Genomic DNA, 22,106 nt, shown 5'->3' with positions numbered 1-22,106 from the left:
TACAGGTTCACTCACAATGGCCGTATTTTGTAGGGCGTATTGGGAATAATAGTCTTCATTTTTAAAAAATCGATTTCTCACAAAGCTCGGTATTCATCATGGTAATACCCGGATCTCGTATTTTGAAATGCTTGCGACACGTTGAGGAATACATATCATTACCGCCGATCACAACCTGATCTCCCTCAGTAATAACTACACCTTGAGCATTTAGCCGTAAGATCATTGTTGCTTTTCGACCACAATGACAAATTGTTTTAAGCTCCACAAGCTCATCAGCCCATGCTAAGAGATACTGACTGCCCTCAAATAATTCCCCACGAAAATCGGTGCGTAAACCATAAGCAAGCACAGGAATGCCCAGTTGATCGGTGATTTCCGTTAATTGATGCACTTGGGCTCTCGTTAAAAATTGTGCTTCATCAACCAAAATGCACGCATATTTTTGTCCTTGTTTCATCACTTTCTGATACAGATCGTCATTGGTATTAAAAATCAAGGCGTCTTCGGACAATCCAATACGCGAATGCACCACTCCTTGTTGATAACGATTATCTATAGCAGGCGTAAATAATAAAGTTTGCATGCCTCGTTCACGGTAGTTGTAACTGGATTGCAAAAGTACCGTACTTTTTCCTGCATTCATTGCTGCAAAATAAAAATAGAGTTTTGCCATGAGTGACTTCAATTTTTTTTTAAATTGCAGCCATCATAGCATTTCTCTGGTATAGTGCAAAAAATATCTTTTTATCGTTAACATATCTTTTGCACACATGAGATAGCTATGAATTCAAAAATAAAATCCTTTTTTGCTGTTTTAATTTTAGTAGCCATATCAACAATAAGCCAAGCAGACGTGCAGCTTAAAGACATTCAAGGAAACACTATTTCTTTTTCATCTTTAAAAGGAAAATGGATTCTTATTAATTACTGGGCAAGTTGGTGTAAAACCTGCATTGATGAAATTCCTGAACTCAATCGCTTTTATCAAAAACACGAAAAAGATTCTGTCGCATTATTTGCAGTCAATTATGACGAATTACCTTTACATAAACAAAAAAAGCTCATCAAGAAATTCAATATCCTTTATCCATCGCTCGCATCTAATCCCGCATTTGCTTTAGGCCTAGGAGATATTATGGGCGTACCGGTCACTTTTATTATTAATCCCCAAGGCGAACTTGTTAATACACTTTATGGCGGACAAGATATATCGTCCCTGGATTCAGCGATAATGAATCTTAAATCCTAATAAAAATAGGATTGATTAACCCGCATTGCGCCCTCGTTTACCTAGCAAACACTCAGCATACCCAGGAGTTAAAAATGCCTCATTTAGCCATTATGTCTCCGGAAGATGTCATTAGGGTTGTGAAACAAAAAGTTGACGATCTCCAAAGAATAACTGCAATGAATACTCAAATCATTGCCGATACCACTTATGAGATAAACATCGGTTTAAAAAAACTTTTAAAGAGTGGAAGAATAAAAGAGCTTCGCTATGAAGAAGAACTAAAACAAAATAAAGAAGAATTAAATCTTAGACAGAAAGCGCTCAATGAACTAGAACAACAATTCCAACGAATTAACCAACTACAAGAAGAGACTCAAAGCGAAACAGTCGGTTTTGTTATCGAAAATGATATCCCTATCGAGGAATTAAAAAAGCTAATTGTACTTACAAAAATTAAGATCGATTCAACTGAAGATAAAAATGAACTATTATTTTTATGCACTCTGTTGCAAACGGCTATATCCTGCAAAAATCAACTGGATGAACAAAGAACTTTCAATACCCAAAAAATCCCTCTGCTTCAAAGTGAAAAGAGATATGCCTCTTGTCTCTTAGAAGAATTTAGGAACTTTGAACATAACCCATCACAATCACTCACAATTGATAGTTATATCACCAAACTGGATAATATTGGCAGCAACCCTGCCTCTCACGAAGAATCGCTCATCGCAATAGAAACGTTAAAATCACAAATCGACTCTATTAGTACTGGCTTTAAAGGGTTGATTAATAGGATTTGCACTACCATAAATAAAGAACCTGTTTTTGATATTCCTGATAGCTCAATGAGCACTAAGGTACTGGACTTTAAGGAGCAACTGAAATTAATAAAAATAGAAACAGACTTACAAAAAGGGCAACTTAACCAGCTTAACGATGTTTGGATGAAAGAAAAGGGATTGCCATAAAAATACGGAGATATTGTGTGAGTATATCAAAATTAGCTCAAGCATACTTAAGAGGAGGAGATTTTTCTCATCTATTGATTTGAAATTAAAAAACTCTGGATGGTGTATGCAGAATCAGGTGGATATCTCAGATCAATTAAAAAAATGGTATGAGCAGTTTATAACAGCGTTTGATGAAAAACGAGATGGCTCTATCAAGCAATTTGGAGAAGAACTATTTACCGGGATGTATCATGGTTATAGTGACTTGCTTGATAATATTTGCCAAAAAAAGATTGGTGGTTCCATTATCTATGCAAATCTTATCAACTAGATAGCAAATTTCACTGCGTGCTTTCATTGGCAAACAAACGTTGTTTTTGTGCCTTGGTAATACGAATTTTTAATAGCCAATCTCCTTTATCGTTAATTGATTCACTTAGAACGGAGCCTAATTGGTAGAGTTGAGCGCGCAATTTTGCCTGTGTTGCTTTAAGTACTACTTCTTCAGTAGAAATTGCGCCATGTAATTGAGTACTAATTGCTTCTTTTAATAAATCCAATCCCAAATTTGATGCAGCAGAGAGCCAAACTTTACATTTCTCTTCATGATAATCAATTTTAGGTTCCCATCCTTCTTTTAAATCAATTTTGTTGAATACCTGTATTATTGGAACATCATGAACTTCTAATTCATCCAAAACTTGCTGAACTGAAAAAACGGTATCTCGCCAATGAGGATCAGAAATATCAATAACATGGAGTAATAAATCAGCTTGTTGCGTCTCCTCCAAGGTAGCACGAAAAGCTTCCACTAATTGATGCGGTAAATCGCGAATAAATCCAACTGTATCCGTCAAAATCACAGAGGAAGATCCTGGCAAATTAAGCTGGCGCATCGTTGGATCTAAAGTAGCAAATAATTGATTCGCCACATAAATATTCTCTCCAGTCAATGCATTAAATAAAGTAGATTTACCTGCATTGGTATACCCTACTAAAGAGACAGTACGCAAAGAAGCTTTTCGTCGGGCTTGGCGGTTTTGATCGCGACTACTCCGCACTTTTTCCAAACGTTTATTAATGTATTTAATACGATCTCGCAATAAACGACGGTCTGTTTCCAATTGTGTTTCACCAGGCCCGCGCAGCCCAATTCCACCCTTTTGTCGTTCTAAGTGGGTCCATCCACGAATCAAGCGAGTAGATAAATGCTGCAGTTGTGCAAGTTCAACTTGCAACTTTCCTTCAAAAGTTCGTGCACGCTGTGCAAAAATATCAAGAATTAATCCGCTTCTATCCACTACGCGACATTCAAACAAACGTTCTAAATTCCTTTCTTGTGATGGAGATAATTCATGATTAACAAGAACCAATTCTGCATCACAAGTTTTAACCAGTTGCGCAATTTCCTCAGCCTTGCCTTGACCAATATAATACTTAGCATCAGGAGTGGCACGAGTACCTAAAACACACTCTAATACCTCCGCCTTAGCTGATAGAGCTAACTCTTCAAACTCTTGCAATGCCTTACCTGCATCAATTCCTGGTAATGCTAATTGCACCAACACGGCGCGCTCACCACCTTGAGGACGTTCAAACACTAACTACTGCTCCTTAACTTTATGACAAGCATCACTCTAATGTTTAAAAATGAGCTCCTTAACCTATTATATGAAGCATTCTTTAGTGTGATCACTAAAAGCATAAGCAAAAATCCAAGCCATAGGTGGAACGTCTTTTTTGCTAGTCTGCCACAGTTCCATCAGTTCCACCAGATTCATCATCAGCAGGTATTTTTATAGCACGTGAAGGAACTACTGTAGAAATCGCATGCTTATAAACCATTTGAGTAATCGAATTCTTTAACATCACTACATATTGATCAAAAGAATCCACTATACCATGCAACTTAATTCCATTTACCAAAAAAATGGATACAGGCACCTTTTCTTTACGTAATTCATTTAAAAAAGGGTCTTGTAATAAATGATTTTTAGACATTGCCCACTCCTTATTGTTATTGTATTTTTTAAAGGCAAAACATGCATCTGATCAGTAATTCGACATTTTTTCGTAAAACTTTAGATTAATTTCATGACAGTTCAATTTTAATCCGTTACTATTTGCAATTTAACGCTGAAAACCTAAAAAAATATACATGAAGAACCGTTTTTTAAGAAATCATGGCAGTAAAAAGAGTTTCGGTTATCTGCACCGAAAAAAGGACAAAGGAAGTGAGACTAATGATGTGTACGGGGGAATTCCTTTGTATTGTTGTTTAGTACCCCATCTTTAATTTAAGGAGGATTAAATGCCATTTACTTATGAACAAATCATTGAGCTAGAAAATCCCTATGAGCAACTTAGCAATGGTGATGCATTAGCTGAAAATGCAAAAGTACTTAATCAGCTAAGCGAAGAAGAACAAAAGACACTTGCTACAAAAATAATTGCAGCTTGTCCACAGTCAGAATTTAAACAATATGGTCGACACATTAATGCATTGCGGAGTTTTGAAGAGGAGAGTTTTCATGCGGTAATTTCTGGAGCCTATCAAGTAAGACAGCGAATTTTTGCCTTACTCGATCCTAGAAATAAGACACCTCACACCTTGTTTTTAGAAGAGTTTAGCTCTGATCTTTTTAATAATTTTAATGATCTCACTAAAGGATTATTAAAAGACAATGAACAAGCAATTGCAGAACGACTTGCTCTTTGCACCCCTGAAAGATCACGAAGTAAGCTAGCTCGGAATATAGAGATTACTTTTCCCCATAGTTCTTTTGCAACAAAATCAAAAGCAGCCTTTGCCATACGTCACAATGTAGATAAATTGTTAGGAGAAACTCCAGAACAATTTTTTGAAAGTCGTGATTTTAATAAAGATGCTTACAATATGTTCCCAAGTATGTTTCAAGCATTATTAAAGGGACAAGAAGAAAAAATTGGCAAAAAACTATCCACTCTAGACAATCAAGATGCTATCAGACGCCAGTTGACATTACTTCACACTGAAGTATTTGATGAAGCAAATCCTTTCAAACTCATTGCCGAAGCGATGGGACCAAAAACGGAACAAAAGAAAGTTTCATCTCAAAGCACAAACCCCAGTCGTATGTTTGGCCATTCACGAAGAGCGTCAATCAGTCCCAAGTATCTGAATGAGACACCCAAAGTAAGTAGTGAAACAGATGATAAAAAATCTGAGGAAGGATATGAAAAATCTTCATTCAGTTGCTAATGTTAAGCTCCACTGCCCTTACACTAAAGTAAGGGCTCTTTTCTTTGATCCTTAATGATAAGAGGTAAATTAATGACACACCAAAAACTCACAGTTGCATTAGTGCAAGAACAATGGCATGAAAACCCCAAAGAGCATCAAGACAAACTGGCCTCTGGGATTCACACTGCAGCACAACATGGAGCTGCTGTTGTTTGTTTACAAGAGCTCACGTTAAGTCCCTATTTTTGTACCCGATCAGACGTCGATCCTACTCCATTTATGGAAGATATTCATAACGGCCCTACGGCACAATTCGTTAGTACAATGGCAAAGGCAAACAATGTATGCATCACCGCCTCTCTCTTTGAAAAAGCAGGCTATAATACAGCTGTTGCTTATAACAATAAGGGGGAGCTTATAGGAATAACTCGAAAGCAGCATATCCCTAGTGGAGAAAAATACCACGAAAATTTTTACTTTAAACCTGGGGATTCTGATTATCCACTGCACCATATCGCAGGTCATCAATGGGGACTACCCACTTGTTATGATCAATGGTTTCCAGAGTTATCGCGAATTTATGGTTTAAAAGGTGCAGAAATTTTAGTTTATCCTACAGCGATCGGTGGCGAACCTACCGCTCCAGACGTCGATACTCAACCTATGTGGCAAAAAGTAATAGTGGCGCAAGGGATTATGAGTAATACATTTGTCATCGCAACAAATCGAATTGGTTGTGAAGATGAATTAGAATTTTATGGAAGCAGCTTTATTAGTACACCTATGGGTAACATTTTGGCACAAGCACCCCGCGATAAACCCGCAGTATTAGTTGCCGAGTTAGATTTCAGTCAGCGTACATTATGGGGAAGACTATTTCCTTTTGCGCAACAACGCGAACCTGAAACCTATCACGAATTAGTAAAATCACGTTAAGCCCTTTGGAATATCGAAACTATGAACATCAGCGCACCATCTGAAGAAAATTTATATAACATTAAAAACTGGGGAGAAGGATACTTCAGTATTAACGCCAAAGGGAACATGGAAATAAGCAAAGCACCAGGTAAGCCTGGAGTCGAATTGCAAGCTATTGTCAATGCTGCAAGCAGAGCAGGATTACATTTACCTTTGCTCATTCGTAGCCCAGATATTTTACATGATCGCGTACATCGTATCTATGAAGCGTTTGCCCAAGCCAGAGAAGAAAATGGATATACAGGGAATTATAAGCTTGTTTACCCCATTAAAGTAAACCAAGAACAAAGTGTTGTTAGAGAATTATTAAAATCACCAAGCCACACTATAGGTCTAGAAGCGGGTTCAAAACCCGAGCTTATGGCTGTTATTGGTATGCTCAGTAATCATCAAAAGAGCACTATAGTCTGTAATGGCTATAAGGACAGCTACTACATCCGCACAGCATTAATTGCGCAACAAATGGGGCATAAGGTTTTTATCGTCATCGAAAAGATCTCTGAGCTCGCTATTATTTTAAAAGAATCTGCTCGTCTAAAAATTAAACCAACTCTTGGTGTTCGTATTCGCTTAATCAGTAAAAGTGCAGGGAAATGGGAACATACAGGAGGAGTCAAATCCAAGTTTGGCCTCAATGCAAAACAAGTTCTTGAGTTGATCACGCAATTAAAAGCTCATGATATGCTTGACTGTCTTCAACTCATGCATTGTCATCTGGGCTCACAAATTGCCAATATTCATGATATTCGCCATTGCATGCAAGAGGTTTCTCGCTATTATGTCGAATTACGCCAATTAAATGCACCAATAGACACTATTGATGTGGGTGGTGGGTTAAGCGTGGATTATGAAGGGACACATTCTAATCATGGCTGCTCTATGAACTACAGTTTACGTGAATATGCCACCCACATTCTTTTAGCGATTCAGTATTTATGTCAGGAATACAATGTTCCGGAGCCTAATATTATTTCTGAATCAGGTAGGGCCCTAACAGCACATCATGCTATTTTAATTGCCGATATTAGTGACATAGAAATGATCCATAAGCAGCCTACACTTCCAGAGATTACGAGTGAGGACTCACATGTGATTCGCGATATTTACGATACTTATCAATCCATTACGAATAGCGCCCCAATAGAAATTTACAATTATGCGGAACACTCGCTCAATGAAGCACACTCTTTGTTTAAACATGGCGTAATTAGCTTACAAGAGAAAGCCAAAGTTGAGGCATTCTATACCAATATTTGTATGGAACTTAAAGAACGGCTGAATCCAGATATTCCTACTGAAGAGACCTTATTAGCAAAAATCAACGAAGATATGGCAGTCAAAGTTTTTTGTAATATTTCCTTTTTTCAATCCATCCCGGATGCTTGGGCTATAGGTCAAATTTTCCCCATAGCACCTATTTCGCAACTAACAAAGACCCCATCTATGCACAGTATATTACAAGATTTAACTTGTGATTCGGATGGAACTATAAAAGAGTATCTAGGAAGTTCTTGCGTCAATTCCACGTTAATGCTGCCTCCTTATGACAATAACAATCCTTATACCTTAGGCTTCTTTCTTGTAGGTGCTTATCAAGAGATATTAGGTAATCTTCATAATTTATTTGGTGATACCAATTCATTGGATGTCAAACTTTTTGACGATGGCCAATTTGAACTAAATGATTTAGTCAGTGGGGACACGGTAACTAACGTACTTAATCTTGCTCATTTTGATACTAAAAAATTGGCTCAATCCTATGAGAAACAACTCATTCAGGCAGAATTACCTGAAGAGAAAACGTTGCTCTATTTAAATGAATTGAGAAGTATTTTTTCTCAATTAACTTATTTAGATGAAAACATTCGGAGAAAATAAAATGACCCCAAAGCAGAGTGGATTTTTTATGCCCGCTGAATGGTATCCGCATGAACGATGCTGGATGGCATGGCCTTGTCATTTAGAAACATGGTCTAAGGTCGGTTTACAAAGAGCCCAAATAGCTTATGCACGTGTTGCCCAAGCCATAGCACAATATGAGCCTGTTACTATACTTGTTAATCCTGGAGATGAAGAGTCAGCCAAAAATTTATGTGGAAGCAACAATATTACATTATTGCCTCTTCCTATCAATGATTCTTGGACTCGAGATACTGGACCTACCTTTTTGTTGGATCAAGCACAGCACTTAGCAGGAGTAGATTGGATTCATAATGCATGGGGAGGGAACTACCAAGATTGTGAGCTCGACAATCAAATTGCTTCCGCAATTATAAAGCAAACCCATGCTTTGTCTTTTCGCGCGCCCTTAGTTATGGAGGGTGGGTCTTTTCATGTCGATGGAGAGGGAACTATTCTGACTTCTCGTGAATGTTTACTGAATGAAAATCGTAATCCGCAATTGAGCCAACAACAAATTGAAAATTATCTGTATGATTTTCTTGGAGGACAAAAAATCATATGGCTCAATAAAGGGTTATTAGGAGATGAAACAGATGGTCATATTGATGAAATCGCCTGTTTCATCGCACCGGGAAAGGTGTTATGTCTTATTACCCATGACAAAGAAGATCCTAATTATGAAAATCTACATGAGAACTTAGAAATTCTTAAATCCACAACCGATGCAAAAGGACGTAAGCTTGAGGTCTATGCAGTAGAACAACCACCAGCTACATACCTTAACGGTGAACGACTCACTTTATCCTATATTAATTTTTATTTGGCAAATAAAGGAATAGTCATGCCTGCATTTGGGCATGAAAAACAGGATAAAGCAGCATATCTATTATTCACTCAGTTATTCCCTAATTATGGGATTACTCAAATAGATGCGTTGGATGTATTTGCTGGCGGGGGGGGAATTCATTGTATAACCCAACAGCAACCTAAGACAATGCCTTGAACTCTTTGAGATATTTCTTACATCCTGTTGCTCTATTCACGCAATGACAACAGCCATGAAAAGACTATACTGTATCTCATAGGGATGACACGGACTTGTCTGACAGGATGTCAAACTAAGGGACCAGCACATTGGATGTGCTTCGCTGCAAGGATGTAGCACCGCTTAATATATCTTATTCTCCGTAACAAAGCACTACGCCCTTCACTTTAGATTAAGTGAAGGGCTATCATTTAAGCAATATAAAAGACATTTCCTGCCTTTTATGTCAAACATATTAATTAGGTACTAGAACCAGGAATCATACCATTAGGACCAGCAGTGATACCACCACTTGAACCGAACATTGTTGTGCCAGTAACTCCTAAAACCGAAGGCAGGAATAATAAAGCAGCAGCGATAAAAACTAACGCAATTGGAGTTCCTATAGCAACTTGGGTGGGGTTATCTTTATGCTGTTTAAATTTCATAATAGCCCCGATAGAAAATGCTGAACCAGCTAAATAAGAACCAGCCGTTATTAGTTTAGTTAGGTTTGTAAATGACGATGTAATTTGTGATGCCATACCTCCTACGCTCATATCACCTGCAGCCGCACTTTGACTGACTAATGCCAATACACCCAAACAAGCAATACTAGCAAACCAATTTTTAAAACTTAATTTATTACGCTTCACATTATTCTCCTTCACGCTCCATCAGTTCAATTATCAAGTAATTCATCATTTTAATTACTTATTTCAATCATAACGATCAAATATTAAACCAATATTGCATCTTTATTCCATTTAAGCATGTGAAATTCTGTATCGTAATAGCGTGAATTAATTACTCTACCAAACCTCACCTTCCGCAAAAGCGGAAGGTCTAAAAAGGCAATAACCTTGCTAGAAAACTATCATTGCAAGAATATCTTTAATGCCTAAAACTAAAAATAAATCAGTTCTCCACTCACCCTAATGGAGAAGATAATCCTTTATTTTACTAACTAATTTCAGACTGAGATAGAATTCCCGCTTATGCGTACATTTTGACCTCATGCTAAGATAATGGCTCTTATGGTACCTGCAAATGCAGAAGGTAAATTCGCGTTTTGTCCTGGGGTAGGTATATAAGAAAGGGCTGGCTCTAAATAAATATTAGTGATTATTTTTGCCTGATAGTAAACTTGGTACATCAGTTCGGTAGATCGATTCGTACTGCGTTGATTAAGCCATGCTAAAGAAAAACCAAATCCCATTGAATCAGCTTCTCGATTGGCAATCAGGCCAAATGCAGTTAACCCTGCACCAATAGATTTGTTCATAGGTAATGCACTGGAATTATTAATACTCAATTGGTAAAAAGCTGAAATCCCGCTAATATCATATCCAGGATGACGGTACCATAAACGTTGTGACCCAAATAAATAAGCACCTGTCGCTGCTGCTTCAGTAAGATTATGCTGACGAATAAGGCCTGTCTGATGCCATATGCCGACTCCAGAGGTTCCAGGCAAATGTTTTTTTCCTAAAACCCAAGCCCCGCCTGTTTCAGCAACTTGGAAATAATTGCCATTAAACGTTGGCCCCGACAAACCGGTTTGTTTGCCACTGGCTAAATTACCATCATAAATACCATAAGCGAGATACCATTGCTTCACTGGAGTAAAATTTAAGGTTATTCCATAGGCAGAATTCGTATATCCTGGCATAACTCCATCTACCGCGGGATTGATAAAAATAGGCGTATAAATCAAACTGGTTACCGCAGGAATGTTAGGTTCGCCGGCGCTCAGCGGAACAGGTTTGATGACGTTATTAAAATCAAGTGTAGTAATTGTTTTTCCAATACGCACAAATAGCTTATCGTCAAACAATGCTTGTCGGTACCAAAGTGCGTAAAGTTCCGAACGATCGAAAGGAGCAACGTCAGGTAAAGAGTTATATCCCTGAAAAAGACCTGCTTGTGCATTAGTATTTTGCGCATTTTGTTGTAAAAATTGGGCGCTAAATATCCCCCCTCTCCATCCATTAAATTGTTCCATATCAATAGTTAAATCAACCACCAGTACACTGTTTGAAGTGACGCGATCTGAATCAGGTATACCGCCAGAAAATAAATCGTTAGTATCTCCAATCCAAGCACCTTGGATCATAATTCCATGATTATTTTCAATGCCAAGCTTTTTCTCAAGATAACGCTGGATTGTCCCGGTCCCGGTAGGTACATTAATTGCTGCGGGGTTGGAGCTAATACTCGTAGTTTTGGGATTTTCTGTAGGCACTGGTTTTTTAGAGCCGGCTTTAATTGCCTCTGCATATACATCATGAATTGTAACAATTAGAATAAAAAAAAAGATACGTTTTATCATTTTTCCTTGTGTCCAAGACAATAATCACCGCAAAGATAGCCCTTGCAAAATGCTTTTAGACTCACCGATACTGAGCTCTCATTTATTGATTGATACCCTCATGATTTCCCATCTATGAGTAGTAATTGGCAAAAAATAGTGCTGTGAGTAGAGGCTCCCTCAATCGGCATTCCACAGCTCCAATGATGGCCAAAAATTTCTGGATCCCACGGACAAGTCGCAGGACGTGGGATAAATTCCGATTTAACATCCTGCTCCAGCCATGAGTACCCTAGGTACAAGTTGATTCTGATTCACTACATAGGTTTTATTGGGGACAATATCTACCCAGTTCGTAAGAAATTCAGGCTCATTGTTGTCATTTGACCACGCCACTAATCTAAAATATCTAGCGTCATTAGGGGTGATCAGCTGAATTTTTCCTTTTTGAGAAAGCATCACCAAAGAGCTTGAATTAAATGTTGAGCCATTAAGAATGCTCTTATTGGCCTTTTGTATTGCCTTAGCTGAAACTGCCCATTGCACTGCAATTTTGCCTAACTTACCTTTTTCTGGGTAATCCGTTTTATTCTCAAGTACAATGTTGCTACCAAAAACTCCAGAAGCCATGAGATTTAAGCATAAATAAACTAGGATCTTTTTCATTATTTCACCTAATAGTTATTGAATAATTTTGCCTTCTTGAGGCACGCAATTTGCATTTTCATTAATCTTTGGCGTCGCTAGAGGAAACTTACCTTCAGAAGAAAGAGTGATTTTCTTACCAAGATTTTTGAATGCCTCTTTAGGAATATGTACGGCTACACTTTTAATCACATTAACCGCTTCAGGAATGTCGAAATTACCTACCATACTTAAAAATTGATAACTTTCTTGGGGTGAGAATCCTTGAGTACGTACTAAAAATTCAATGGCATTTTTAGAGGCAAGCTGCATGGCTTCAAATAAATCTTCATTCAACCCTATCACAATCCACTCTTTCGAATTTTCAACAATTGGCCACGTAAATAAGCTATTGCCATTTCGTTTTGTTTTATCAAATACGCCTTCAGCTTTCAGATCTTTTCGTACCACAAATTGCAAAGTGATCCCTTCATAAGAAGTTTCAAGTGCTGTGACATCAATTTCTCCATTACTTTGCATTGCATGTGAATCACCGGTCCAAACTAAAGCACCCTTTTGAAAAACGGGCAAATAAAGAACAGAGCCAACCTGTAAGCTTGGTTGGTCTAAATTACCGCCAAAAGGACCTGGAGGAACAGAATTAAATTCCCCAGGAACAGGTTGGCCCATAGGAGTTTCTAAATTTACAGGCCATTCATTAGGCCAATCCTTAGGAGGAGCTACTGCAATAATGCCTGGGAACGGTTTTAGATGTAAGCATACGCCTTTTGTGAATTCTGTAGTGTTTTGTTCTTTATTATATTTAAAGTACATAATTCTGGGTTGGGTAAATTCTGATAAAATCCCTTGAGTAGGACTTAAGAAGTTATATCCAAAATCATTCAATTTGATATCTAATACCCGAATCTCAAGCACATCCCCCGGCTCAGCCTCTTCAATGTAAACAGGACCTGTTAAACTATGCATGCCGCGCCTTTTTTGAATGTCATATTTTGTATAAAACTGTGCAACATCAGCAGGAGTAGTCTTATTAAAAACCATTTCATGCAAACAACTATTCCAAGTTTCCAAAGAGACGGAGTCTCCAGAATGGACTTTGACTACAGGTTGTTTATCCAATATAAAAAGACCTAAAGTCACTGTGTCTTTTGTTGCTGGAACTCTGTAAGTTTCTGCTGATACAGCAGGAACAAATATCATTGAGATTAATAAAATGAGAATTTGGGATTTTTTTAGCATTTCTAGTCCTTGAGAATGGCTAATGAAGAGAATTTAAATTTGGGAGCATTAGTATGTTTAATATAAATATTAAAAAAAATCAAATGCTTGTGGCTTATGATGAATAATATCAGAAGGTTGACATCCTTTTTTTTGCAATATCTTATCTCCTTATCTCATAGGCTTCTGTGAGAGAAAGATCATCATACTTAGAGGTATTCCAACGGGGTTTCCAATACAATTCTCTAATCATAAATCAAGAGTATAAGCACTTGAGTCAATGTTATTTTTTTATATAGAAATCTTTGACCAGCATACTTAATTCATAAGAAATATATATTTCATTAAACTTCATGTTTAGCCTCTAAAAATTTTATTATTAGTGATTATATTTTTCGAAAAAATTTCGGGATGAGTTTAACAATGAAATATTATTAAACTCTTAAGGCAAGAGCTTCTATCGTGCGTTATTCCTTTCTGGAATTGAGTATATTTTCAACAACCTATAATCTGTTTACGTGATCATGGTCCTTTTGTAAAATCAATCTCAAAATAGGCTAAATTGAAATTTTTGTTTAATCGGAAGCGTCGATTCTGGAATTATTTTTCTGTGCATATCCATTAACCTCGATCTTGAAGCAATAGAGACAATTAGTTCAATTTCTGATTGATAAATATGCGGTTTATAACCAGGCAACATTCAGGAACGTTGCCTAATTAACTTTTAAATATAAGAATAATAGATACTGAAAGCGCCGATTAAAGAGTTAACTGACTTTCTTTTATTTCCTGCTCGCTAAATTCTTTCACAAAATTTCCTTTAAACTCACTAAACACTCCACTGAAATGCCCTTCGAATTTATGAGGGTGGAATAAAGTTCCTGCCATTAAATGACTTTTAGCAACCATTTCTTGTACGTTCGGCTTAGCCTTTTTCGAGTAGAGTTTTCCTGATTCAATTTCTATACGTTTTCTATTTAATTCAGCTAAAATTTCAGTGGCTTTAGCATCCAACATTAATTGTTGCTCTTCACTTCCTTCTCGATGTTCATTGCAGACATAAACATCTGCCCCAACAGAACTACTTGCTGTATATTTTAAGAATCCAGGCCCAACGTATTTTTTTTCTTGTTTTACACCCTCAAGTCGAACTCGGCCACGTTGTTCTATATCACGTTTAATACGTCGCTCAATAACATCAAGATAGTTTTCTGTGGTGATATTTACTGTCACTACAGGCAAATCGGATAATCCATATTTTTTATAAAAATATTGAGCAAATATACCTTCCATGATAATTACATCAGATGGATGAACTGTTTCTTCTCCTTTTCTGCGATTTGACTTGAAATCAAACAGTGGTTTGGTAATTGATTTTCCCTTATTCAATTCAGCAATATGTTTTTGCAACAAGTCCAAGTGAAGCATGTGTGGTGTATCAAAATTTGTATTTTTTCTGAAGTATTCGAGATCCATTCCCTCAGGTATCTCATGGTAATAATCATCCATATTTAATATTTGTGCACTTATTCCACTATCTCGCAGCTTAGAGAGAAGATGGTGGGATAAACCTGTTTTTCCAGATCCAGATGCACCACCAATAATTACAAAAAACATATCTAGCCTCGTATAACGTTAACAAATAAAATAAGGGATGCGGATTATATATTTGATGACCATTTGGAGCAAATAAAAGCAGGATATTTCTTATAAGATCATATTAATCTATATTAGATCACGTTAACCCCATAATAGGCTACCTTTTACCGAGGATAGATTGAAAAGCTAAATTGGCACACTTTATAATCTTTTTGTGGATTTTTACTTAATAAGGATGGCACACCATAATGAACTCTTGAGCGATAGAAATCACACTCAAGAGTTTTTACTTTTGTGGAGAAAAGTATTTTGAACTCATTAAAACTAATCCTCTTAACTTTAGAGTATTAGAATTTACAAGAGCAGTCGGAGCAACTTTTTATGATGCCCCCACATTAGATCAACTTAAAAAACCTAAACAATACTATCATTACATCTAAAAAGAATTATATCCTGGCATAGGTAATATCATTTGTCCAGAAATGTTTTTAATGTTTTATTAGAAACTTCTACGTATCGCATCCTACGTAGAATCCAGAGCCTCTAAACAAATGATTATCCATTAAAACAATATACTCACTTTTACATTGCTTTTTAATTAATTCAATTAATTAAAAAAGATAACTCCCTTTAAGTGACTGTATGTGATCATTTAAACGCCGCTCACGCAAATAATAATTATACATCGATATTCTCAGCCTCAAGTGCATTAAACTCAATAAACTCTCTTCTAGGTTCAACGTTATCGCCCATAAGTGTAGTAAATATTGCGTCGGCAGCAACCGCATCCTCAATACTCACTTGTAGCATACGCCGCACTGTTGGATCCATTGTTGTTTCCCAAAGTTGTTCTGGGTTCATCTCGCCAAGACCTTTATATCGCTGAATCGTTTGGCCTCGCTTCGCCTCGTCCATTAACCAATTCAAAGCTTGTTCAAAGCTTTCTACAGCCAGTTCTTTCTCTCCTCGTTTGATATATGCCCCTTCTTCTATCAAACTTGCTAACTTAGAACCCAGGCCAACTAACTCTTTATAATCTTTAGAATTGAAAAACTCAGCATTTATCGGTATAGGATTTTTTGCTCCATGCTGAGTCACAATGATTCTAGGTATAAATTGATCCGTATCAGGTATCATATGAACATCAACATCATACTGTTCCGTTTTACTTCCTAATTGTTGTAAGCTTAGGTGTAATTTCTTACACCAACCTGATACTTTTTCTTGCTGATTAAGATCTTCATTATGGAGCATAGGTAAATAAGCGATACGTTTCAATATATCGGTAGGATATCTTCGTTTGTAACGTTTGATAATTTTTTCAGCACGTCTAAACTGATGCACCAACTCTTCAAGAGCTTTTGAGGCAATAGGGGGAGCATCTTTTGCGGGAAAGAATGCAGCACCATCTAATGCACTTTGTGTTAAATATTCAAACAATGCTTCATCATCTTTAACGTATTGTTCTTGTTTGCCACGTTTAACTTTATATAATGGCGGCTGTGCAATATAAATATACCCACGTTCTACTAACTCAGGTGTTTGTCTGTAGAAAAAGGTAAGTAACAATGTTCTGATGTGTGAACCATCAACATCAGCATCGGTCATAATAATAATTCGATGATATCTTACTTTATCGGGATCATATTCATCAGGGCCTATCCCACACCCTAAAGCTGTAATGAGTGTCGCTACCTCTTGAGAAGAAAGCATCTTATCAAAGCGAGCCTTTTCAACATTAAGTATTTTTCCTTTAAGTGGCAAAATTGCCTGAAATTTTCTATCCCGACCCTGTTTCGCTGAGCCACCTGCTGAATCACCCTCTACCAAATAAAGCTCAGATAAGGCTGGATCTTTTTCCTGACAATCAGCTAATTTCCCTGGCAATCCTGCAATATCCAATGCACCTTTACGTCGAGTCATTTCTCGAGCACGCCGAGCCGCTTCTCTAGCTCGAGCTGCATCAATAATTTTAGCAACAATCGCTTTTGCACTGGAGGGATTTTCTAAAAGAAAATCATTAAATTTTTCTGAAACACTGGACTCAACTACTGACTTTACTTCTGAGGAAACGAGTTTATCTTTTGTTTGAGAAGAGAATTTTGGATCAGGTACTTTTACAGAAAGTATCGCGGTCAATCCTTCACGTGCATCGTCCCCTGTTGGCGATACTTTAGCTTTCTTAGCATATCCTTCACTTTCAATATAGTTATTTAAAGTTCGAGTCAATGCAGCTCTGAATCCTGCCATATGTGTTCCACCATCACGCTGTGGTATGTTATTAGTAAAACAATAAAGCGTTTCTTGATATGAATCATTCCACTGCATTGAAAGCTCAACGACAATATTATCTTTTTCAGCAGTCATAGAGAATACTATGGGCATAATCACATTTTTATTCTTATTGAGATGCTCAACAAAAGCTTTTATACCACCTTCATAGTGAAAGGTATCCTGTCTTTGCGAGCGCTCATCAAACAAATGAATGCAAACACCCGAGTTTAGATAAGAGAGTTCTCTTAAACGTTTCGCGAGAATATCATAGTGGAACTCTATATTTGAAAAAGTTTCGTCACTTGGTTTAAACCAAATTTGGGTTCCTGTCGTTGTTGCATCCCCAGTTTCAGCCATTGGAGCATCTGGAACTCCATTTCGATAACGTTGTTCATAGATTTTGCCATGACGCCGCACAGTCAAATGTAACTCTTCAGATAAAGCGTTAACTACTGACACACCTACGCCATGGAGACCACCAGATACTTTATAGGAATTATCATCAAACTTCCCTCCTGCATGCAAGATTGTCATAATTACTTCAGCAGCAGAGCGTCCTTCTTCTTTATGAATATCAACAGGGATGCCACGACCATCATCTTTAACAGTAATTGACTCATCAGAGTGGATAGTAACAAAAATCTCTTTGCAATATCCCGCCAGTGCTTCATCTATAGAGTTGTCCACAACTTCAAAAACCATATGATGTAGGCCTGTGCCATCATCAGTATCTCCAATATACATGCCTGGTCTTTTTCTTACAGCATCTAACCCCTTTAGAACTTTAATATTATTTGAATCGTAACTGGCATCAACGCTCATTAAGTGGTCCTCTTAACCCTGTTTATGGTTTCTCAAATACCTTATCATAGCATAATTTGTAACGTGTTTATATGTGATTTAGGAACTTTGACAGCTGTACTCCTCTGTTTTTTAAAGATTACTTAAACATTCTTTTTATTCTTCTCGGGTGAAAAGATTATAGTCCTTTTTGTTTCACGTGAAACATTATTCATTTCATTAAGTGTCAGTCACTATAAAAATTTAGATAACTTCTGATGGCATGCAGAACGCAGCGAGCAAGCTCTTAGAGGGGGGCATTTATTATATTAATAGATAGCTTCCTTCACTTGATTAAGTATGCCTTCATTAATTTGATATCGTGAACAGGCATTGCTAGGTAGATTTTCCAATAGAGAATTTGAATTGGAAGTTGAAGTAATAACATATTGTCCTTTTCTGGTTAACAAATGAGAAACTATTTTCCGTTGATGGATTTCATCCAGTTCCGAAGCAAGATCATCAATTAAATACAAACAGTCTTCTGTAATAAGATTTCCTTGGGCCAGTTTCAATGAGATTAAAATAATTTTTTGCTGACCTCTTGATATGAAATGCTTAGCCTTATTATTATTTACTTCAATACTAAAATCCGCTTGATGAGCGCCATGCTGTGTATATAATTTCTGCTTGTCACTCTCAAAGTTCTCAGCCAATATTTCTTCTAAATTTTTGCCCGAATTTTTTTTATCCCAACCTTTATAATACTTTAGAGTACATTTAAGGTCACTAAGCTCATTGAGTACGGAAACAAACTCATGTTCCCATTGAATAAAATACTCTTCTCTTAATAGATGCAGCTGATAAGCCAGTTGATTTAACTGTTTGTCCCAAGGAATATATTGAGCGAAAGGTGCTCGTATTTTTAAAAGTGCGTTTCGTTGCTTTAGAACTCGTCTGTATTCTTTCCATAGAGCAAAGTAATTATGTTTCACGTGAAACAATCCCCAGTCCAATAAATTTCTTCTTACAGCAGGACCTGCATCGATAATTTGAAACAGATCAGAGTAAAAAATCTGACAAGGTAACGTATAAGCTAATTGGCTGGTAGTAGAGCAAAATTGATTGTTCAACTTAACTTGAGTAACTCCCGAATAAGATTTTTGAATACTAATTGTTTCTTCATTGTTCCCTCTGGCAAATACAGTCATAGAGGGTTGATCATATGAGATAATCGGGGAAATTTCTCGAGTTCGAAAAGAATGACCACAACTTAAGAGGTAAAATGCTTCAAGAACAGAGGTCTTTCCACTTCCGTTAGGTCCAAAAATAAAATTAAATCGAGAATTTAATTCGAGATGTGCTGAGATAATATTCCGTAATTGATGGATTTTTAATTCAGTAAGAATCATATTTTCATTGGCATGATAATATATTGATAATGCTCATCATTTAATGACTCTATTAAAATACTACTTTCCGTATTTGATAAAGACAAACGAATTTGACCTTCGCCAAAATGCGAAAGAACATCTAATAAATAAGTGGCGTTCAACCCAATTTTTAATTCATCTCCCTGTGTTTCAGCACTTAGCGACTCTACAGCTTCTTCCTGTTCATTATTATTAGCAATTAAAGTGAGCATACCTGGTTGCAAATGGAGCATAACAGCTTTTGATTTTTCATGTGCTAAAATAACGATGCGTGCTAATGAACGCTTAAGAACAGAACAGTCTATAAGAATATGCTTATCTTGATTCCTTGGGATTGCTTTAGTGTAAGGAGGAAAACGCGCTTCGATCAGTTTAGATAAAAATACAAACTGCCGCGTTACTAATTTAAAATGAGATTTCCCTGCTGCTAATAAAATTTCTTCATCATCAATGTAATTAAGAATCCGCAATAATTCTTGAACTCCTTTTTTGGGTAACAGCAGTTTTTTATCACTAATATTAGAACATGGGTAACGACAAATAGCCATTCTATGCCCATCTGTAGCCACAGCAGAAATAAGGTTAGGTTCAAAATCAAGAAACAAACCATTGAGAAAAACACGGACGTCTTGTTGCGCCATTGCAAAATGGGTTGCTTGCAGTAATTTCAATAAAACCAAACGCGGAAGTGTTAACTCGACTTCATTACATTCATCTTCACTAAGAGGATAGCCTTCTGCAGACAAGGTTGTAAGTTTAAAAGAGCTACGCCCTTGTTTAATGGTTAAAAGAGCATTATTAACAAGCACATCAGGACTTGTTTCATCATCAAGAGAACGAATAATATCAATAAATTTCTTTGCTGGAACCGTGATACTTCCTGAATTTTGTTTCGACTCACAAGCGACTTGAGCTGAAATTTCAATCTCTAAATCTGTAGCAGTGATATTTAATAAACCATCAGACAATTTAAGAAAAAAATTAGACAATATAGCTAAAGATTGCTTTTTGTCTACAGCCCCAGCAACAGCAAGTAGCGGGGGAAGTAAATCCTCTTTTTTGATAGTGAACTCAAACAAGATAGAACTCCTAATTAACTTCAGGAAAAGATTAAAATCTCTAAATATAGAGTGCTTATTACATGCTACACGCTGTGTATTAAGAAGATAGAATACGCATTAAATTTTTATAATCTTCAGCAAAATCACTATCATCTTGAATTAACTCCTTAACTTTTCTACAAGCATGAATCACAGTAGTATGATCTCTACCGCCAAAATGATCGCCTATTTCAGGCAAACTATGGTTTGTTAATTCCTTACTCAAAGCCATAGCCATTTGCCGAGGCCTCGCAATAGAACGGCTACGACGCTTTGATAATAAATCAGCCACCTTGACCTTGTAATACTCAGCAACAGTTTTTTGAATATTCTCTATTGTCACTAACTTATCTTGTAAGGCGAGAAGATCACGTAACGCTTCATGTACAAATTCAATAGTAATTGGCTTTCCAGTAAAATGAGCATTGGCAATCACTCGACGTAATGCGCCCTCTAACTCCCTAACATTGGAACGGATGCGCTTGGCTATAAAAAAAGCCACTTCATAAGGCAACTCTATATTTGACTGCTCTGCCTTACTGATCAAAATAGCGACTCGAGTTTCAAGTTCAGGAGGTTCTACAGCAACAGTTAACCCCCAACCAAATCGAGACTTCAAGCGCTCCTCCATACCTTCAATTTCTTTAGGGTATCGATCACTTGTTAAAATAATTTGTTGTTGCCCCTCCAACAATGCATTAAAAGTATGAAAAAACTCTTCTTGAGATCGATCTTTACCTGCAAAAAACTGAATATCATCAATAAGTAAAGCATTTAATGAACGATAAAAACGCTTAAACTCATTGATTGAATTTGTCTGAATCGCTTTAACCATATCGGCAACAAAACGTTCTGAATGTAAATATAATATCTTAGCATCAGGATTATTTTTTAATATGGAGTTACCAATAGCGTGCATCAAATGTGTTTTTCCTAAGCCCACCCCACCATAGATAAATAGAGGATTGTATGCATCCCCGGGTCGCTCAGCAACTTGCATGGATGCAGCACGAGCCAATTGGTTGGAGTTACCCTCAACAAAACTTTCAAAAACAAATTTCTTATTTAAATGACTGCTCTTGTAATCAACGGTCTTTTTTGGGGTCGCTTTAATTTCAGCAGAATTAGCAGAGACATTCACTTGCGATCTAAATGATCCTGAGGAGCTCGAATCAGAATCAGTATTCGAAGTTTTACTTCCAATTTCAATAGAAACTGATTTAATTTCATCACCACAAAGCTGATTAATTAATTCTTCGATTCGAGAAAAGAAATGTTTTTTAACCCAATCGACTACAAATCGATTAGGTGCAAACAAAATCAAACGTTGCTCATCAGTGTGAGCTTGTAAAGGGCGCAACCAAGTATTGAATTGTTGAGCAGAATACTCATCTTGCAATAGACCTAAACATTTTTGCCAAACGGATGCTGACAC

General features: G+C 36.9%; 19 protein-coding genes. 7 read left to right on the top strand and 12 right to left on the bottom strand.

Annotation, left to right across the window (positions count from 1 at the left end):
* Positions 1-61: 61 nt before the first annotated feature.
* Positions 62-676, bottom strand: coding sequence for a thymidine kinase (locus DYH34_RS00100; RefSeq protein WP_058464212.1), 615 nt, complete (start codon positions 674-676; stop codon positions 62-64).
* Positions 677-784: 108 nt separating this feature from the next.
* Between DYH34_RS00100 and DYH34_RS00095 the strand changes: the two genes are divergently transcribed.
* The 3 genes from DYH34_RS00095 (at position 785) to DYH34_RS00085 (ending at position 2,515) form a co-directional block, all read left to right on the top strand.
* The gene (locus tag DYH34_RS00095) at positions 785-1,252 is read left to right on the top strand and encodes a TlpA disulfide reductase family protein (RefSeq protein ID WP_058464213.1); all 468 of its coding nucleotides are present in this window, start codon (positions 785-787) and stop codon (positions 1,250-1,252) included.
* Between the two features lie 74 nt (positions 1,253-1,326).
* A complete protein-coding gene (locus DYH34_RS00090) occupies positions 1,327-2,202 on the top strand; it encodes a hypothetical protein (RefSeq protein ID WP_058464214.1) in 876 nt (291 codons plus the stop codon).
* 106 nt (positions 2,203-2,308) lie between these two features.
* Entirely contained in the window at positions 2,309-2,515 is a 207-nt protein-coding gene (locus DYH34_RS00085) for a hypothetical protein (protein WP_058464215.1), read from the top strand.
* A gap of 10 nt (positions 2,516-2,525) precedes the next feature.
* On the opposite strand, the gene hflX is transcribed toward DYH34_RS00085, so the two are convergent.
* Together hflX and hfq are read right to left on the bottom strand one after the other, a co-directional pair.
* Positions 2,526-3,785 (bottom strand): ribosome rescue GTPase HflX, encoded by a 1,260-nt coding sequence (gene hflX / locus DYH34_RS00080; RefSeq protein WP_058464216.1) that lies wholly within the window; start codon positions 3,783-3,785, stop codon positions 2,526-2,528.
* Between the two features lie 142 nt (positions 3,786-3,927).
* Positions 3,928-4,185 (bottom strand): RNA chaperone Hfq, encoded by a 258-nt coding sequence (gene hfq, locus DYH34_RS00075; RefSeq protein WP_058464217.1) that lies wholly within the window; start codon positions 4,183-4,185, stop codon positions 3,928-3,930.
* A gap of 310 nt (positions 4,186-4,495) precedes the next feature.
* Between hfq and DYH34_RS00070 the strand changes: the two genes are divergently transcribed.
* The 4 genes from DYH34_RS00070 to DYH34_RS00055 all read left to right on the top strand — a co-directional run bounded on the left by DYH34_RS00070 (position 4,496) and on the right by DYH34_RS00055 (position 9,290).
* Positions 4,496-5,425: a lpg0008 family Dot/Icm T4SS effector gene (locus tag DYH34_RS00070; RefSeq protein WP_058464218.1), complete on the top strand. Its 930-nt coding sequence runs from the start codon at positions 4,496-4,498 to the stop codon at positions 5,423-5,425.
* Between the two features lie 72 nt (positions 5,426-5,497).
* Positions 5,498-6,343: a carbon-nitrogen hydrolase gene (locus tag DYH34_RS00065; protein ID WP_058464219.1), complete on the top strand. Its 846-nt coding sequence runs from the start codon at positions 5,498-5,500 to the stop codon at positions 6,341-6,343.
* A 21-nt stretch (positions 6,344-6,364) separates the two neighbouring features.
* Positions 6,365-8,263, top strand: coding sequence for a biosynthetic arginine decarboxylase (gene speA, locus DYH34_RS00060; protein ID WP_058464220.1), 1,899 nt, complete (start codon positions 6,365-6,367; stop codon positions 8,261-8,263).
* A gap of 1 nt (position 8,264) precedes the next feature.
* Entirely contained in the window at positions 8,265-9,290 is a 1,026-nt protein-coding gene (locus DYH34_RS00055; protein ID WP_058464221.1) for an agmatine deiminase family protein, read from the top strand.
* Positions 9,291-9,571: 281 nt separating this feature from the next.
* Here DYH34_RS00055 and DYH34_RS00050 read toward each other — a convergent pair whose 3' ends face one another.
* From DYH34_RS00050 to dnaA, 9 genes are all read right to left on the bottom strand, one after another.
* The gene (locus DYH34_RS00050; RefSeq protein ID WP_058464222.1) at positions 9,572-9,967 is read right to left on the bottom strand and encodes a hypothetical protein; all 396 of its coding nucleotides are present in this window, start codon (positions 9,965-9,967) and stop codon (positions 9,572-9,574) included.
* Between the two features lie 359 nt (positions 9,968-10,326).
* Positions 10,327-11,643, bottom strand: coding sequence for a carbohydrate porin (locus DYH34_RS00045; RefSeq protein WP_058464223.1), 1,317 nt, complete (start codon positions 11,641-11,643; stop codon positions 10,327-10,329).
* A 243-nt stretch (positions 11,644-11,886) separates the two neighbouring features.
* Positions 11,887-12,288, bottom strand: coding sequence for a hypothetical protein (locus tag DYH34_RS00040; RefSeq protein ID WP_058464224.1), 402 nt, complete (start codon positions 12,286-12,288; stop codon positions 11,887-11,889).
* 15 nt (positions 12,289-12,303) lie between these two features.
* Positions 12,304-13,506 carry an acetamidase/formamidase family protein gene (locus DYH34_RS00035; RefSeq protein ID WP_058464225.1) on the bottom strand — a complete coding sequence of 401 codons (1,203 nt, stop codon included), beginning with the start codon at positions 13,504-13,506 and terminating at the stop codon, positions 12,304-12,306.
* A gap of 738 nt (positions 13,507-14,244) precedes the next feature.
* Positions 14,245-15,102, bottom strand: coding sequence for a uridine kinase family protein (locus DYH34_RS00025; protein WP_058464226.1), 858 nt, complete (start codon positions 15,100-15,102; stop codon positions 14,245-14,247).
* Between the two features lie 660 nt (positions 15,103-15,762).
* A complete protein-coding gene (gene gyrB / locus DYH34_RS00020) occupies positions 15,763-18,180 on the bottom strand; it encodes a DNA topoisomerase (ATP-hydrolyzing) subunit B (protein ID WP_058464227.1) in 2,418 nt (805 codons plus the stop codon).
* Between the two features lie 287 nt (positions 18,181-18,467).
* Positions 18,468-19,550: a DNA replication/repair protein RecF gene (gene recF, locus DYH34_RS00015; protein ID WP_058464228.1), complete on the bottom strand. Its 1,083-nt coding sequence runs from the start codon at positions 19,548-19,550 to the stop codon at positions 18,468-18,470.
* Positions 19,547-20,650, bottom strand: coding sequence for a DNA polymerase III subunit beta (gene dnaN / locus DYH34_RS00010; protein WP_058464229.1), 1,104 nt, complete (start codon positions 20,648-20,650; stop codon positions 19,547-19,549). The genes recF and dnaN overlap by 4 nt, the downstream gene beginning before the upstream one ends.
* 79 nt (positions 20,651-20,729) lie before the next feature.
* The gene (gene dnaA, locus DYH34_RS00005; protein ID WP_058464230.1) at positions 20,730-22,106 is read right to left on the bottom strand and encodes a chromosomal replication initiator protein DnaA; all 1,377 of its coding nucleotides are present in this window, start codon (positions 22,104-22,106) and stop codon (positions 20,730-20,732) included.

This window comes from Legionella cincinnatiensis (assembly GCF_900452415.1).
Lineage (GTDB): Bacteria > Pseudomonadota > Gammaproteobacteria > Legionellales > Legionellaceae > Legionella > Legionella cincinnatiensis.
The sequence above is the reverse complement of the archived record's forward strand: the minus strand, read 5'-3'. Positions and strand labels throughout refer to the sequence as shown.